Below are 15636 nucleotides of genomic sequence, written 5' to 3' on the forward strand. Positions count from 1 at the left end.
CAGGGGAGCGGGTGCAGCAGCTGCACCCGCCAGGGGGATCAGGCCGAAGCCTCGTCGCCCTTCTTGGCACCAGCCTTCTTGGCCGGAGCGCGGCGGGCCGGCTTGGCTTCTTCGCCAGCAGCGGCTTCGCTGAACTCTTCTTCGCGCACGGTGGCGGCGTTCGGAGCAGCAGCCTTGCCTTCCAGCACGGCGTCGGCAGCGGCGCGAGCGTACAGCTGCACGGCACGGATGGCGTCGTCGTTGCCCGGGATGGCGTAATCAACCAGTTCCGGGTTGTAGTTGGTGTCAACCACGGCGATCACCGGGATGCCGAGCTTCTTGGCTTCCTTGATGGCGATGTCTTCGTGACCGATGTCGATGACGAAGATGGCGTCGGGCAGGCGGTTCATTTCCTTGATGCCGCCCAGCGAGGCTTCCAGCTTGTCGCGCTCACGGCGCAGGCCCAGCACTTCGTGCTTGACCAGCTTGTCGAAGCTGCCGTCGGTTTCACCGGCTTCCAGTTCCTTCAGGCGGGCAACCGACTTCTTCACGGTGGCGAAGTTGGTCAGGGTGCCGCCCAGCCAACGCTGGTTCATGAACGGCATGCCGCAACGCTCTGCTTCTTCCTTGATGGATTCGCGTGCGCTGCGCTTGGTGCCCAGGAACAGGATGGTGCCGCGCTTCTGCGCAACCGAGGAGATGAAGTTCATCGCATCGTTGAACAGCGGGACGGTCTTTTCCAGGTTGATGATGTGGATCTTGCCGCGGGCGCCAAAGATGTACTGGCCCATCTTCGGGTTCCAGTAACGGGTCTGGTGGCCGAAGTGGACGCCGGCTTCCAACATCTGACGCATGGTGATCTGGGGCATTGCAAAACTCCTGATGGTGGAACTGACACCGCGCGCGCCCGGTTTGTTGGGGTCGTGCTGCGATGCGCGGCTTTCATGTCGAGCGCGCAAACAGTTCCGGGGTTGGGCTTCCCTGGCGCCTCCGTGGCCGAACCCTGACGAACAGGGCACCCCGGCACGGATGGGGGCGACAGGTGAGGATTCACCGGTTGACGCCCGGTGTCAGCGCGCTCCAACGGGCATGCGCCCGAAAAAGCCGGCGAAGTATAGCCCCTGGCTGGGCTGCGCGCAATTTGCCGGATCAGCGAGGGGCAGCGGCCTAAAAGGGGGCGGCCTAATAGGTAAGCGTGACCGTGATCGTGTCGCTGTAGCTGCCTGGAATGGGGGCCGGCTGTGGGAACACCCTGCCATAGACGGGGAAGGCTACCTCTTCGTTTTCACCCACATCACTGGCGCCGGTCGCCTCCGAGTCGCCCCAGGGAATGAGCAGTGCCGGGTCGAGGTAGAGCTCGTAGGGCAGGAAGTTGCCATTTGAAGCCATCCTGCGCTGCCCATTGGCAGGGTTGTTGCCGTTGCTCAGGGTCATGGTCCATGCCGTGCCGGTAGCGCAGCGCAGGCGGATCAGCGAGCTCTGGTCGCGGGAGGCGTCGAGGCGGCTGGCGCTGCCGAAGTCCAGGTCGGTGGCGATGGTGATCAGGCAGGCGCTGGGCACTTGCGCGCTGACCGTGCCAAAAAGGAACTGCGATTGACCAGCACCACCCAACAAGGGAAAGGTGCCATCGCGGCAGTTCTCCGCGGTTGGTGGCGCGAGTAGTGGTGGGCCATAGCTGTAACGGAGGATGGAGGTGCCTGGGTTGCCCTCGTATCGGTAGGCTGCTGGCAATGTCTGCCCACCCGGGACGCGGGCATAGATGTTGAACGGGATCTGTTGTGGACCCAGGGCGCCTGCCTGGATCGAGATCGCATAAACGGGCTGGCTGCCGCCAAATGCGCCTAGCAGTTGTGTCTGCGCCGGGTTCGCATAGAGGTCGTAGTTCATCAGGGCGCCTGCGTCATTTGTCATGCGGCGTGGTGCCACGCCGCCGGGAACGCCTTCGCCAGGGAAGATGCAGGCGGTGATCTGGTTGCCGAACGGTGCCAGGCCCTGGCAGCTGACGACGACAGTGGCCGCTGTGTCGGTGGTGGCCGTGCCTCGGATTTCGCCGAAGTCGATGTTCGGGCTTCGGATCACCTGGCAGCTTTGCGCCCACGTGAAGAGCGGGAGCCCTGCCAACACCAGCAGCAGGATATGCAGGGTCGCGATGCGCAGTTTTCGCGGCGATGGCGTGGCCGTGTCGCTCATGGTGGGCACTGCAGTGTCGTGATGCCGGGCGGGTCGCTGCCTTGCAAGGCGATGGGCAGGGGAATCACGCAGTCGTGGCTGTCGTCCACCGGGATCCGAAGCACCGCGCCGGCAGGCGGGTCCTGCAGATACACCTCGCCGTCATGGCCGGTGATTGTGGTTGCGACGACCTGATCTGCCAGTTCGATTGCGATCGTGCTGCCGACGCCCAGCCATCTCCCATCCGTGCCGCGGACCTGCAGGCGCAGCGGGCGGCTTGGCTGCAGCTTGAAAACCACGCTTGCACCGCTGCCCGATGCAGGCACCACAAGCTGCTGCGGGGCATCCAGCGACAAATCCATTGGCAAGCCAAGGGTGTCGATGCTGATCAGGTTGCGTTGCCAGGCGCGCAATGGGGCGACCAGCAGATGCCCTTGCGCATCGGTGCTGCCGATCAAGCGGTTTTCCAGTCGTACCGGGACCTGCGCCACGCCATTGGTCGACACCAGGGCAAACGCGTCGTCAACCTGGCGCAGTGCACGTATGCTGCGGCCGAACCACACGATGCTGCCATTGGCATCGGCGTACCCGTTGGTACCGGCGTCGGGATCGTAATCCATGCCGATACGCCACTGGCCGGCATCGCCCAGATGGCTCAGTTCGGCGTTGGCGCTGCGGCGTGTGCCCAGGCTTGCCTGCGCGCGCCAGCCCCAGCCGCCCGCATCCGCCGGCACACTGCGACCTGCCTGCAGGGCCAGCGCGTTGCCGTCGCTGCCGTGGCGTACTGCGCTGCTGAGCTGGGTAAGCCGCCCCAGTGGCAGGGAGAGATACAGGTTGGCGCTGTCCGTGCGCCGGTTGTCGAGGTCGTGCTGGAGCTGCACGCTGAGCCAGGCATTTCCGTGCAGGTTGCGTGACCAGCCCAGCCCGGTCAGGCGGGTGGGGAGGCTGCCGGGGTAATGCTGGGAGATGTAGCTGAGGCTGAACTGGCCGCTGTGGACATTGCCCAGGCCCACGAAAAGCTGATCGGTACGGCGGGGCGGGAGTGCATTGGCAAGAAACGCAGGGGCATCGCGGAAGTCGCTGCTGCTGCGCTGGGTGCGGGCCGAGACGCTGAAGCCGTGCGCGCTCCATTGATAACCCAGCGCGTGTTGATGTCCGCGCATGATGCCGGCGCGACTGCTGCTGAAGGAGGCGTTCACCACCCCGCCGCGCTCGCCCAGCAGGGCCACCGCACCCATGCCGGCCAGCTGCAGGTCCGTGCTGAGCTCGGTATGCGCTTCGATGGTCAGGTGCTGGTGCACGCCGTGGCGCAGGCTGGCACTGGCCATCGGCCTGTCACCGTAAGCGAAGGAACGCAGCCCGTAATCCTCACGCAACACGCCCAGATCCAGTGACCAGTCGCTCAGGCCGGCCTGCAGCAGGCTGGGCGTGCCGTACAGCGCAAACTCCAGCATGCGCTGCTGCCCATTGATATCGGTCACCAGCAGCTGCGCCTGGCCACTGCCATTGAGGGTGGGGGCGGCATCCAGTTGGAATCGCCCTGGTTGCACGTTGCGGCTGGCCTGGCGGATGCCATTGATGTACAGGTCGACTGTGGATGGCAGCAGGGCATCGCCGGTGAATGACGCCAATGGTGTGGTCACCCGGTAGGGTTGCAGGGCGAAATCGCGTGACAGGTGTACGCCGGCGATGCGGACGGCGCGCGACCATTCCAGCGCGCCGGTCAGGGTGTCGCCAATGCCCAGGGTGAGCATCGGACCGGGCAGGTCGAGTTGCCAGTGGCTGTCCAGGCGGATGTTGCGGTGCTGCCAGTGGCCTCGGTCAGCGTCCAGGCTGGTGTTCTGTGTGGTTGACCAGATGCCTGCCCCGACGCCGAACAGGCGTAGCTCGCTGAAGCTGCTGGCACTGCGGTATCCGCGTTGCTGTTGCGCATGCAGGTCGTAGTTGAGCAGGAGGCCGGGGCTGCTGTCGCTTGCAGCGAGCACGCTGGGAGGCGTCGCCGGACGCAGTCGAGTGACTGGCCGATTCAGTCCGGCCAACGGTAGCTGCAGTGCGAGGCGCTGGTTGCGGGCGTCGTAACTGATCCGTATATCCGGCAGTTGGGCAAGATCAACCGATTGCTGGTCGGGCTCCACGCCCGCCGGCAGGCGCAGGCCCAGTTCCCGCAATGTCGCCGTGCTGGCGGACAGCTGTTGTCCGGCAACGATGAAGCGTGCCAGCTGGGTGCTGCTGCCCTGGTTGATCCGGACTTCCAGATACAGCTCCTGTGGCAGCTGTTCGCCAATGCCGACGAGCGCCGTATCCGGGCGGGCAGGAGGCGCGGCAGACAGGGAGGAGCTACTCGCCATGAGCATTGCCAGATCAAAGGTCAGCAGGGCGCAGCGGCTGCGGGATGGCGGCATCGTTCAGCCTGGCCTGCAAAGTGCCGATGAGGGGGAAGGGGCGTGGCAGCGGCAGCGTCCACTGCATGTGTTGGCCTGCCAGTACATAGCCGAGCAGGCCGGGTGTCAGTTCAATCGGTGGGCCGTTCTCGGGCAGCCAGCGCAACTGGCTCAGGCGTACGCGCTGTGCGCCCGTGTTGTGTACGGTCAGGGTCAGCAGGCCCGGGTCTAGCTGCCAGCGGGCGTGCAGTCCGCTTGTGTCGGCAGCGGCTTTGCTTCCTGGTTCGCGCGGGTTGGCACCGGCGGGTAGCACGAACGCCGGAATCGAGTAGCGCAGCAGGAAATTCAAGCCCTGGTTGGGCTTGACGTGGGTGGCGGGCAGCTCATCCACCAGCAGGCGATAGGCTTGCTCCTGCGTATCGCCCGCGGACAAAGGGGCGGGCCGCAGCACGCGTACCAGCTGCCGTTGGCCGGGGCCAATCTGGACGATGGCAGGGCGCGCCAGCAGCATCTGCGATGGCTCGAGCACGTCAGCCGAATTGCTTTGGGTCCAGCGCTGTATGCGCACCTGTGCATGCAATGGCTGATCGCCGCTGTTCTCCAGCCACAGTGCCTGCGCCTGCACACCTTCACCGAACTCCAGCAGGATCGGTGCAACCTGCAGATTGCCGGCGCTTGCTAGTGGGGCCAACAGCAACAGGCCCCAGTGCGCCCGGTGCAAAGGGCGCGGAGCGGTGCTGCGGACGCGTGGGCAGGCGGGCTGCATCTGGTAAGGACTCAATACGTGATCGTGGCAATCACCGTGTCGCCGTAGCTGCCGGCTGGGGCATCGGTGGAAGGCACGCGGCCATATACCGGAATCGTCTGCGCGCTGGCAGTGCCGGTCCCGGCCAGGGTGTCGGTGCCGATCACCTCGCCCCAGAAATTCTGCCGGCCGGCATCGCGGTACAACCCATAGGCAACGAAGTTGCTGGCGCCGTCGCTCATGCGCCGGTTGTCGGCGGCGGCAGTGGTGCTGGTGGCATTGGCGCCGGGGTTCATGCCGATGGTGTAGGGGGTGCCGTTGGTACAGTTCACCTCCAGCGTGCCCTGGGCGTCGAGCGGGGTGCTGGTGGCGCGTGCCACGCTGCCAAAGTCGATGTCGCTGGCGGCGACGGCCTGAATATCACAGGACTCGGTAATGACGATGCGGACCTGGAACTGCGCGGTCTGTGTCGCTGCCTGGGTGAGGCCTGCAGTTCCCGTCAATGCGATGCTGGCTGCGGTGATCAAGAGCGTGCGCGTGAGCATGTCGATTCTCCCGGCGGTTGGCGGCAGCGGCGAGGCCATGCTGCATGGCCTCGGGGTGCGCGCAGAGCAAAGCACGGCAGCGCAGCGCTGGCACGTGTTCACGCAGGCAGTTTTGCCTGAACGGGGGATCTTGCTAAGTTCGGTCAACTGACAGCATGCGTGGGTCGGCTGACAATGGTCGCCGTCGCGATACTGCTGGTGCGCGCCAGATGAGGCATCGCAGGTGACCTCTCTGAAAAGGGTACTGCTGAGCCAGTACTGCTGTTCTGCCGAGTTGATCTCAATAGGTCAGCGTCATGGTGACGGTGTCCTGATAGGTGCCTGGCGCTGCGCTTGGCTGTGCAGGCACATGGCCGTACACCGTCAGATTCTGCAGTACGCCAGTCCCAGTTCCGGTGACGGTGCTGGTCTGGCTGTTTCCCCATCGGCTCAGGTGGGTTGAGTCACTGTAAAGCTCGTAGACCACACGCTCGTTGGCCGCAGCCATGTAGCGCGCACCCGATTGTGCATGCAGGCCATCGTTCAGGCTGACCTGCCATGCCACATCGGGGGTGCATTTCAGCTGTACGGAAGTGGTCTGTTCGCGTGCGGCCTTCAGTCCGGACGTAGATCCGAAATCGATATTGGAAAGATTGCTGATACGGCAGGTGCGCAGAACACTTGCAGATACACCACTCCAGTTGAAGCTGATGTCACCAGCGCCTCCGAGATGACCGGGCAGGCGGTCGCGGCAGTCACTTTCCAAAGGGGCATGTATATAGCCATAGCTGTAACGTACGTAGGAGTTGTAGGGCAGGTCCCGATAGGGAAGGTTGCCTGGCAGGTTCTGGCCGGCAGGCACGCGTCCATAGATCGGGATCCTGATGCTCCGGCTTTCGCGGGGGGCGATTCGGAAGCTGATGCTGTAAAGCGGGTAGCCGCTGGAATGTGGACCAATCAATTGACTGCGAGCGGCATCGGCATAGATGTCGTAGCGCATCAGGCCTCCGCTACCGTTGGTCATCAAACGGGGGCCAACCGCTCCGGCCGTGCCGGTGCCGACAAACAGGCAGACCCTGACCTGCGCTGCAGTCAACAAGGTGGCAGAGCCGCCGTTGCAATTCAGTGTCAATGACGTCTGGCTGTCCTGGTAGCTGCTGGCTGTGACCGCGCCGAAGCTGAGGGCTGGTGAGCCTGATACCGAACAGGAAGGGGCTGCACGAACCGGCAGTGACGGCAGGAGGCACAGAAGGAGCACCAGCGGCAACAACCAGTAGACCAGGCGCCAGCAGTGGTGGTTCGGCGCTGCCGGGCGTGCTGGCAGCATCATTCGCATGTCACGTCCTCAAGGTCGATGCGCCCTTCCCGCGCAGGAAGGGCTGGCAGGGTGGCGGCGCATTCATTGGTCCCGGTGCGGTACAGCAATCGTGCTCGTGCAGGCGGATCAAGCAGATAGACCTTGCCTTCGTGGCCGACAAGACTGGTTGCCTCTGGCGCGCCCGGCGCATTGACGGTGAGTCGGCTGCCTGCCGGCAACCACTGACCGTCGCGATCGCGTATGCCTACATGTACTGCCAGCGTGCGGCGCATGTCGAAGGACACCAGTACGCCGCTGCGTGTTGCCGGCACCACGAGTTTACTGGTGTTGTTCAAGTGCATGTCTGCAGGCAGGTGCTGCGGATCGATCGACAGTTGATTGCGTTGCCAGGCGCTGAGCTGGGAAACCAGTAGCTGTCCGCGTTTGTCGGTGCGGCCGACGCTGCGGTTGTCCAGTTGTACCGGTACATCGGCTACACCAGCGGTCGAAACCAATGCGAAGGCATCATCAATACGCGGTAGTGCGTGGGCATGACCGCCGAGCCAGGCCAGGGCGCCGTTGGCGCTGGCATATGCCCGGATAGTGCTGTGTTGTGCGTTGTCATGCTCCAGCCCTGCGGTCCATTGGCTGGCGTGTCCGCGGCGGCCGATTTCTCCACGCGCACCGCGCTGGCCGTCACCGCCGCTGAGCTGTGTGCGCCAGTTGAGTGCGTCGTCGCGCACGGCGGAATGGTTGGCTTCCAGGGATAGCTGGGTACCGTTGCGAGCATGCCGCAATGACGCGGTGCGGGTGGTGTGGCGATCCAGCGGTCGCGACCAATGAACGAACACGTTGTTGCCACGGTATTCGCCCAGGTCACGGTTGAAACTGACGTTGATCTGGCCATTGTCGGGCAGCATGTGTGACCAGTTGAGGCTGGCGTAGCGACTGCGTGGCAACTCTGCGTGCTGCTGTGCGATGTAGCTGATACCGAGCTGTCCCAGCGGCGTGCTGACGCCGACGTACGCCTGCTCGCTGCGCCGTGGCAAGCTGGTCAGCTCATGCACTGCAGCGACATCGCGGTAGCCTGGACTGCGTCGCGTTCTGCTGGCGGACAGGGTGAGTTGGCGCGAGCTCCAGTGGTAACCGATGCCGTGCTGCTGTCCGCTGGTCGCGCCAGCATGGCTGCCGGCCAGTGATCCGGAGAACACGCCGCCGCGGCGGCCAAGCAACATCACCGCGCCTAGTCCTGCTTGATGTATGCCCTGGCTGCTTTCGGCATGCCATTGCAGGGTCAAACTGTCGCTCAACCCGTGGCGGAGGCTGGCGCTGACGAAGGGATAGGGGCTATACGCGAAAGAGCGCAGGCCGTAATCGCGGCGGAGCGCACCCAGTTCAAGCGACCAATCGCTCAGTCCGGCCTGCAATAGTTCGGGTGTGCCGTACAGTGAAAAATCCAGCGTCCGGCTTTGTCCATTGATGTCGGTGATGACCAGACTGGCCTGACCGGTACCATTGAGTGAAGGTGTACTGTCGAACTGGAAACGTCCCGGTGGCAGTTGCTGGCTGGATTGTCGGATGCCGTCGATATACAGATCCACCGTTGAGGGCAGGGCGGCTTCGCCAGCGAACGAGGCTGGCGGTGTGGTGATGCGATACGGCTGCAAAGAGAAGTTGCGCGACAGCCGAACCCCGCCAAAACGCAAGGCACGGGACCAGTCATGTGCAGCGGAAACGCTGTCGCCAATACTCAGGCTGAACATTGACTCGGGAAAGTCCAGTTGCCAGCTGCTGTCCAGACGTGTGCTGCTGGTGCGGTTGTGGTGGTCCACGCCGCGGCTATGGAAGGCATGGGCCAGGGTGTTGTTCCAGATGCCGGCGCCAATGCCAAACAGGCGCAGTTCGCTGAAGCTGCTTAGGGTGCTGGCACTGCTGCTTCGCTGTCCATATAGATCGTAGTTGAGCGTGGCGCCGGTCGCGCGTTGTTCGGGATCAGGGCGAAGGTGATCGGTGCGGCGCAGATCGACATGGGTCGGGGGGCGGTCGAGCATGTCCACCTGTACCTGCAGGTTGATGCGCTGCAGTTGCACGTCATAGTGCACGTCGACGCCGGGTAACGATGCAAGTGGCAGCAGTGCTTGCCTGTTGGCTTCGGCAGAGAGTTTGAGCCCCAGTAGACGGAGGCTGGCGGGGCTGGCAAGCAAGGCGTCTTGGCGAACCACGAAACGGGTCAGTCCACTGGTGTCTACCTGATTGATGCTGGCTTGCAGGTGCAGTTCGTATTCGCCGGTATCGCCTACGCGCGCAGGTGACTCTCTGCCGGTTCCTTCGGCGAGCGTCGCTGCCGGAATCGCGGCCGCAATCGCAAGCCCCATGCTAGCGGTCAGTAGTGACCTGCGGCAGCGGTTGGGAATGGGCATCGTCATTGAGTGTTGCGTGGAGGGTGCCATTGACCGGCAAGGTTGTAGGCAGCGGGAGCGTCCAGCGCATCTGCCTGCCGGCCAATACGTAGCCGAGCAGCCCGGGAGTGATGTCGATCGGCATGGCGGATGGGGATGTCCAGCTCAGCTGGCTGATGCGGATGCGCTGTGTGCCGAGGTTGTGCAGCGAGAGCGTGGCGTTGCCGTCGCGTACCGACCAATCGCCCTGCAACTGGCGGGCGTCGGTGGGTTCGCGTTTTCCGCTGCGTTCCAGTTGTGGGGTCGCCCCTGTTGGCAGCACAAAGACGGGTATGGAATAGCGCAGCAGAAAGCGCAGGCCGGAGCTGGCGCTGCTGGAGGTGCCGGGCAGCTCATCGACGATGAGCCGGAACGCGCGCTCCCCATCCTTGCTGCCGGGGTGCGCCTGCAGCAGGCGTACCAGTTGGCTGTGTCCGGCAGGAATATCGACCAAGGGTGGGCTGGCGAGCAGCGCATCGGAGGGCTGCAAGGATTCCTGTCCGTTGTCCTGGCGCCATTCCTGCACGCGGATCTGTGCGCGCAATGGTTCGTTTCCCGAGTTGGTCAGCCAGAGTGTCTGTGAGGCTTGGCTGTTGCTGAATTCCAGCAGGATGGGGGCGACCTGTAGATTGCCCGCGTAGCCGTGAAGCTCGGGCAGCAGGACAAGTGCAAGGGTGATGGTGGCGAGCCGTGCCAGGCTCGCCACCCGAAAGCGGGGCGGGTGGCGATCGTTCACATCACTGGCCTGGTCAGTAGGTGACAGTGGCGGTGATGGTGTCCACGTAGACACCTGCCGGCACATCGGTCGCCGGTACCCGTCCATAGACCGGGATCGACTGCTGCGCGGCGGTGCCGGTGCCTGCGAAAGTGTTGGTTCCCACGACCCGACCCCAGAACTGGGTACGGGCCGCATCCCGATACAGACCGTAGGGTACGAAGTTGTTGTCAGCGCTGATCATGCGGCGGTTGTCGGCGGCGGCCGTTGCACTGCTGGAATTGAGGCCGGGGTCCAGTGCGATCTGATAAGGCGTGCCGCGGCTGCAGTTGAGCTGCAGGGTGCCCTGATTGTCGATCGGGGTGGCGATGGTCGAACGGACGTGGCTGCCAAAGTCGAGATCGGTCGCGCTTACAGTGTGCACGTCACAGGACTCGGTGATGGTGATCTTGACCTGGAACTGCGCGGTGTCTGTTGCTGCGTGGGCGGCACCGGTTGCAACAACGGCGGCGATACAGACCGGCAGGGGAACGTTGCGGAGCTTCATGTTGATCCTTGGATGAGAGACAACGCACCTGTTTGTCTCGAACACGCCAGCTTGCAGGTCTGGCGTATGCGGTAGGTGCGGATTGAGTCTGTTCCCAGGGTCACTGTCAGGGGTATGAGATATGTCCCAATGCGGGATTTTCTGTGATGCGCGTGCGCGAAATAAGCTACGCGTGGCGGGCGTTTAAGGCCTTGTCGAATGTCCGATTGGGACGATTCGCATGGGTATGGGGGCTGGGCGGGAGCGTGGGCCTTCGCGGTCAGGGAACACCGGGGCGGAGCAGGTCGGGCTACCCGATTCCGTGTTCATTAATGTGAAATACTTAGCGAAATAACCCAAATGGGGGATAATCGACACATGGCAATCCAACTGAAAACCCCCGAAGAAATCGAGAAGATGCGCATCGCCGGTCGTCTGGCGGCTGAGGTGCTCGACATCATCACCCCGCACGTCAAGCCCGGTGTCACCACCGAAGAGCTGGATCGCATCTGCAACGACCACATCATCAACGTGCAGGGCACCATCCCGGCCAATGTGGGCTACCGCGGATTCCCCAAGACCGTGTGCACCTCGGTGAACAACGTCATCTGCCACGGCATTCCCAGCGAAGCCAAGGTGCTCAAGGATGGCGACATCGTCAATATCGACGTGACCGTCATCAAGGATGGCTGGCACGGTGATACCAGCCGCATGTATTACGTCGGCACGCCGTCGGTGATGGCCAAGCGCCTGGTGGAAACCACCAAGGAAGCGATGTGGCGCGGTATCCGTGCGGTCAAGCCGGGCGCGACGCTGGGCGATGTGGGCCATGCGATCCAGGAATTCGCTGAAGGCGAGCGCTTCAGCGTGGTGCGTGAGTACTGCGGCCACGGTATCGGCAAGGTCTACCACGACGAGCCGCAGGTGCTGCATTACGGCCGTCCTGGCCAGGGCCTGGTGCTCAAGCAGGGCATGACCTTCACCATCGAGCCGATGATCAATGAAGGCACCCGCTACACCAAGGTGCTGCCCGATGGCTGGACCGTGGTGACCAAGGACCGCAAGCTCTCGGCGCAGTGGGAACACACCATTGTGGTGACCGAGGATGGCGTTGAGGTATTGACGCTGTCTCCGGCGGAATCCGCGCAGGCATGACCTCTTTGCCGGCGGGCCCGATTCTGGACACGCCGGCAGATCCTGCCGGTGACGCGCAATGGGCTGCCGATGCACGGCAGTCACTTGCCCACACCGATGCCCGCCTGGGCAAGCGCTTCGAGCAGACCGACAATGTCGAGCGTCTGCCCGGCCTGCGCGCGCGTGCGGTCGATCAGCTGATCATTGAAGCCTGGCAGCGCTGCATTCCTGCGACTGCAGGCTTGGCGCTGTTCGCGGTCGGTGGCTACGGCCGTGGCGAGCTGTTCCCGCGCTCGGACATTGACCTGCTGGTACTGGCCGAGACCGACGTGCAGCAACGCCACGAAGCCGCACTGGCACGTCTGTTCGCCTTGCTGTGGGATGCCGGCTTGCCGGCCAGCCATGCGGTGCGCTCGGCAACGCAGTGCGTGCACGCCGCGGCTGACCAGACGGTGCTGACGGCCTTGATCGAGGCGCGTCCGCTGGTTGCGGACGCAACCGCCCAGCACGGTCTGGCGCGGGCGATTGCGCCCAGCCTGGTATGGCCGCCGCGTGAGTACTTTCTGGCCAAGCGTGAAGAGCTGCTTGCCCGCCACCAGCGCTTCGGTGATACCGCAGACAATCTGGAGCCAGACATCAAGGACGGCCCGGGCGGCCTGCGCGATCTCAATACCCTGGGCTGGATGGCACTGCGTGCCTTCGGAGTCAGCAATATCGATGCGCTGGTCGGTCTGGGCCATCTGGGCCTGGACGAGGCCGCCGCGCTGAAGCGCGAACGCCAGGTGTTGGCGCGGCTGCGTTTCGGCCTGCACCTGGTCGCACAGCGGCCGGAAGAGCGCCTGCGTTTCGATTACCAGAAGACCTTGGCCGCGCGCATGGGGTTTGGCGATGATGCCGAAAGCCTGGGCGTGGAAAAAATGATGCAGGGCTTCTATCGCAGTGCGACGGTGATCCGGCGCATCAGCGACCGCCTGCTGCAACGCTTTGAAGAACAATTTGACGGTGAGGCGACGCCGCAGCCGGTAGGTGAGGGATTCTCGCTGCGCCGCGGCTATCTGTCCGCCGACGACCCGTTCTGGCCGCATGGCGACATCCGCAGCATCTTTGCCTTGTTCGCGTGCTGGGCGCGCACCGCCGATGTGCGCGGCCTGCATTCGATGACGGCACGCGGTCTGGCCGAGATGCTGGACGAGATTCCTGACTACACCGCCGTGGACGACGACGTACGCGAGCAGTTCATGGCCTTGCTGCGCGGTCCGCGTGCGGTCGATACGCTGGCGCGGATGGCGCGGCTTGGCGTGCTCGGGCAATGGATTCCCGCATTCGCTGCGGTGTCCGGGCGCATGCAGTTCGATCTGTTCCATGTCTACACGGTGGATCAGCACACCTTGATGGTGCTGCGGAACATGGCCTTGTTCGCCAGCGGCCGCGCCGACGAGCGTTTCTCCATCGCCCACGAAGTCTGGCCGCGCCTGCGCAAGCCGGAGTTGCTGCTGCTGGCCGGGCTGTTCCACGACATCGCCAAAGGCCGTGGTGGTGATCATTCCGAACTGGGCGCGGTGGATGCGCGTGAATTCTGCAGCGCACATGGCTTGAGCAGCACGGACACTGAACTGGTGGCGTGGCTGGTCGAGCAGCACCTGCGCATGTCGGTGACCGCGCAGAAGCAGGACATCACCGACCCCGAGGTGATCCATCGTTTTGCCGGTCTGGTCGGCGACCGTGATCGTCTCGACTACCTGTACCTGCTTACCTGCGCCGATATCGCCGGTACCAGTCCCAAGATGTGGAATGCATGGAAGGACAGGCTGCTGGCCGACCTGTATTTCGCCACCCGTCGCGCGCTGCGCGAAGGCTTGGAACATCCCCTGCCGGAGGCCGAGCGGGTGCAGGAAGCGCGCGACAACGTGCGTGAACAGATGCGCCTGCTTGGTCATGGGGATGCGGTGATCGACCGCCAGTTCGCGGCCATGCCGGATGAGAGCTTCGTGCGTTTCCGCCCGGAGCAGTTGGTCTGGCAGGCTGCGTCCCTGGTGGAAATCCACAAGGGCGGCACCCTGGTCAAGGTACGGCGGATTACTCCCGAGAGTGATGCACTGGAAGTGTTCGTGCACTCGCCCGACCGTGACGGCTTGTTCGCCGCGATCGTGATGACACTGGACCGGGCCGGCTACGGCATTCACCGCGCGCGCGTGCTTGACGGCCCCGATGACACCATCTTCGATACCTTCGAGGTGACGCCGGCGGGCAGCTTCGCCGACGGCGATGCCGCGCGCCTGGAATCCGTGCTGCGCAAGGCGCTGGCCGGCAATATCCTGATCCTGCGTCCCTCGCGGCGGGTGATGCCACGGCAGCTCAAACATTTCCGCTTCGCCCCGCGCATCGAGTTCCTCGACGCCAGTCATGAAGGCCGGACCGTCTTGAACCTGGTGGCGCCGGATCGTCCCGGCCTGCTTGCCGACGTCGCGCATGTGCTGCGTGACCAGCGCCTGCGCGTGCAGGATGCACGCATCGCCACCTTCGGCGAACGCGCCGAAGATCAGTTCCAACTTACCGATCGCCACGATCACCCCCTTACCGAAACCTCCATGCAGGCCTTGCGTGATGCATTGCTTGCCTGCCTGGATCCCGACAACAAGCCAGGAGACCCCCACTGATGGCAAGCAAGCCCGCAACCAGGAAGACCGTGACCAAGAAGACCGCCAAGAAGGCAGCGCCTGCAAAGGCTGCGCCGAAGAAAAAAGCTGCAGTAGCGACCAAGCCGGCCGCCAAGCCTGTTGCGAAGACGGTCAAGGCACCGGTGAAGAAGGTTGCTGCTGCCAAGCCGAAGTCGACCAAGCCGGTGACGCCGTCGGTAGGACCGCGCAGCCTGCGCAAGCCGCCGGCACCGGGCGTGGCCGAGTTGAAGTTCGGCATCGAGAGCGCATTCGAGCGCCGCACCATGCTGACCATGGACGAGATCGAAGGTTCGACCCGCGCGCTGGTCAACCGCGTCATCGACGGCCTGGAGTCCGGTGAATTCCGTGTTGCCGAGCCCGATGGCAACGGCGGCTGGAAGGTCAACGAGTGGTTGAAGAAGGCGGTGCTGCTGTACTTCCGTGTCAACGACATGGCAGTGATGGACGGCGCCCCGGCCCCGTTCTGGGACAAGGTCGAGTCGCGCTTTGAAGGTTACGACGAAGCGGCCTTCCGCCAGGCCGGCGTACGCGTGGTGCCGGGCGCGATTGCCCGTCGCGGCACGCACTTTGGCAAGGACGTGGTGCTGATGCCGAGTTTCACCAATATCGGCGCCCATGTGGGCGAGGGCACCATGGTTGATACCTGGGCCACGGTGGGTTCCTGCGCGCAGATCGGCAAGCATTGCCACCTGTCCGGTGGTGCCGGCATCGGTGGCGTACTGGAGCCGCTGCAGGCCAGCCCGACCATCATCGAGGACCATTGCTTCATCGGCGCGCGTTCGGAAGTGGTGGAAGGTGTGGTTGTCGGCCACCACAGTGTGATCGGCATGGGCGTGTTCCTGAGCCAGAGCACCCGTATCTACAGCCGTGCCACCGGCGAAGTGACGTATGGCTATGTACCGCCGTACAGCGTGGTGGTCAGCGGCTCGCTGCCGTCCAAGGATGGCACGCATTCGCTGTACTGCGCGGTGATCGTCAAGCAGGTGGATGCCAAGACCCGCAGCAAGACCAGCGTCAATGACCTGCTGCGTGGGTTGGCGGATTGATTTC

General features: G+C 63.9%; 13 protein-coding genes. 4 read left to right on the forward strand and 9 right to left on the reverse strand.

Annotated elements, in window-relative coordinates; genetic code table 11:
• Window positions 1–38: 38 nt before the first annotated feature.
• The 5 genes from rpsB to AC1VWL_RS07695 form a co-directional block, all read right to left on the reverse strand.
• Window positions 39–848 (reverse strand): 30S ribosomal protein S2, encoded by an 810-nt coding sequence (gene rpsB, locus AC1VWL_RS07675; RefSeq protein WP_481533949.1) that lies wholly within the window; start codon window positions 846–848, stop codon window positions 39–41.
• A gap of 313 nt (window positions 849–1161) precedes the next feature.
• A complete protein-coding gene (locus tag AC1VWL_RS07680; RefSeq protein ID WP_482986298.1) occupies window positions 1162–2169 on the reverse strand; it encodes a Csu type fimbrial protein in 1008 nt (335 codons plus the stop codon).
• Window positions 2166–4496 (reverse strand): fimbria/pilus outer membrane usher protein, encoded by a 2331-nt coding sequence (locus tag AC1VWL_RS07685; protein WP_482986299.1) that lies wholly within the window; start codon window positions 4494–4496, stop codon window positions 2166–2168. The genes AC1VWL_RS07680 and AC1VWL_RS07685 overlap by 4 nt, the downstream gene beginning before the upstream one ends.
• A 13-nt stretch (window positions 4497–4509) precedes the next feature.
• The gene (locus AC1VWL_RS07690) at window positions 4510–5220 is read right to left on the reverse strand and encodes a fimbrial biogenesis chaperone (RefSeq protein WP_482986300.1); all 711 of its coding nucleotides are present in this window, start codon (window positions 5218–5220) and stop codon (window positions 4510–4512) included.
• A gap of 86 nt (window positions 5221–5306) precedes the next feature.
• The gene (locus AC1VWL_RS07695; RefSeq protein ID WP_482986301.1) at window positions 5307–5819 is read right to left on the reverse strand and encodes a Csu type fimbrial protein; all 513 of its coding nucleotides are present in this window, start codon (window positions 5817–5819) and stop codon (window positions 5307–5309) included.
• Here AC1VWL_RS07695 and AC1VWL_RS07700 point away from each other — a divergent pair.
• A complete protein-coding gene (locus AC1VWL_RS07700) occupies window positions 5812–5970 on the forward strand; it encodes a hypothetical protein (protein WP_482986302.1) in 159 nt (52 codons plus the stop codon). The genes AC1VWL_RS07695 and AC1VWL_RS07700 overlap by 8 nt on opposite strands.
• A gap of 129 nt (window positions 5971–6099) precedes the next feature.
• Here AC1VWL_RS07700 and AC1VWL_RS07705 read toward each other — a convergent pair whose 3' ends face one another.
• Genes AC1VWL_RS07705 through AC1VWL_RS07720 form a run of 4 tightly spaced genes read right to left on the reverse strand, consistent with a single transcriptional unit; the run spans window position 6100 to window position 10795 of the window.
• Entirely contained in the window at window positions 6100–7134 is a 1035-nt protein-coding gene (locus AC1VWL_RS07705) for a Csu type fimbrial protein (protein WP_482986303.1), read from the reverse strand.
• Window positions 7125–9470: a fimbria/pilus outer membrane usher protein gene (locus tag AC1VWL_RS07710; protein WP_482986304.1), complete on the reverse strand. Its 2346-nt coding sequence runs from the start codon at window positions 9468–9470 to the stop codon at window positions 7125–7127. Before AC1VWL_RS07710 ends, AC1VWL_RS07705 begins: the two co-directional genes overlap by 10 nt.
• Before the next feature lies 1 nt (window position 9471).
• Window positions 9472–10269: a fimbrial biogenesis chaperone gene (locus AC1VWL_RS07715; protein ID WP_482986305.1), complete on the reverse strand. Its 798-nt coding sequence runs from the start codon at window positions 10267–10269 to the stop codon at window positions 9472–9474.
• A 13-nt stretch (window positions 10270–10282) separates the two neighbouring features.
• Window positions 10283–10795 (reverse strand): Csu type fimbrial protein, encoded by a 513-nt coding sequence (locus AC1VWL_RS07720; RefSeq protein ID WP_482986306.1) that lies wholly within the window; start codon window positions 10793–10795, stop codon window positions 10283–10285.
• 357 nt (window positions 10796–11152) lie between these two features.
• Here AC1VWL_RS07720 and map point away from each other — a divergent pair, with 357 nt between their 5' ends.
• From map to dapD, 3 genes are read left to right on the forward strand one after another with little or no spacing between them, the layout of a single operon-like run.
• On the forward strand, window positions 11153–11929 hold the full coding sequence (gene map / locus AC1VWL_RS07725; RefSeq protein WP_296251306.1) for a type I methionyl aminopeptidase: 777 nt from the start codon (window positions 11153–11155) through the stop codon (window positions 11927–11929).
• A 20-nt stretch (window positions 11930–11949) separates the two neighbouring features.
• Entirely contained in the window at window positions 11950–14565 is a 2616-nt protein-coding gene (locus AC1VWL_RS07730; protein WP_482986322.1) for a [protein-PII] uridylyltransferase, read from the forward strand.
• Window positions 14565–15632, forward strand: coding sequence for a 2,3,4,5-tetrahydropyridine-2,6-dicarboxylate N-succinyltransferase (gene dapD / locus AC1VWL_RS07735; protein WP_482986307.1), 1068 nt, complete (start codon window positions 14565–14567; stop codon window positions 15630–15632). Before AC1VWL_RS07730 ends, dapD begins: the two co-directional genes overlap by 1 nt.
• The last annotated feature ends 4 nt before the right edge of the window (window positions 15633–15636 follow it).

This window comes from Stenotrophomonas sp. STEN063 (genome assembly GCF_056854515.1).

Coding starts and splice junctions, on each gene's coding strand:
- AC1VWL_RS07710 (WP_482986304.1), bottom strand. CDS start 9,470: ATGGGGCTTGCGATTGCGGCCGCGATTCCGGCAGCGACGCTCGCCGAA.
- AC1VWL_RS07720 (WP_482986306.1), bottom strand. CDS start 10,795: ATGAAGCTCCGCAACGTTCCCCTGCCGGTCTGTATCGCCGCCGTTGTT.
- AC1VWL_RS07680 (WP_482986298.1), bottom strand. CDS start 2,169: ATGAGCGACACGGCCACGCCATCGCCGCGAAAACTGCGCATCGCGACC.
- AC1VWL_RS07685 (WP_482986299.1), bottom strand. CDS start 4,496: ATGGCGAGTAGCTCCTCCCTGTCTGCCGCGCCTCCTGCCCGCCCGGAT.
- map (WP_296251306.1), top strand. CDS start 11,153: ATGGCAATCCAACTGAAAACCCCCGAAGAAATCGAGAAGATGCGCATC.
- rpsB (WP_481533949.1), bottom strand. CDS start 848: ATGCCCCAGATCACCATGCGTCAGATGTTGGAAGCCGGCGTCCACTTC.
- AC1VWL_RS07705 (WP_482986303.1), bottom strand. CDS start 7,134: ATGCGAATGATGCTGCCAGCACGCCCGGCAGCGCCGAACCACCACTGC.
- dapD (WP_482986307.1), top strand. CDS start 14,565: ATGGCAAGCAAGCCCGCAACCAGGAAGACCGTGACCAAGAAGACCGCC.
- AC1VWL_RS07695 (WP_482986301.1), bottom strand. CDS start 5,819: ATGCTCACGCGCACGCTCTTGATCACCGCAGCCAGCATCGCATTGACG.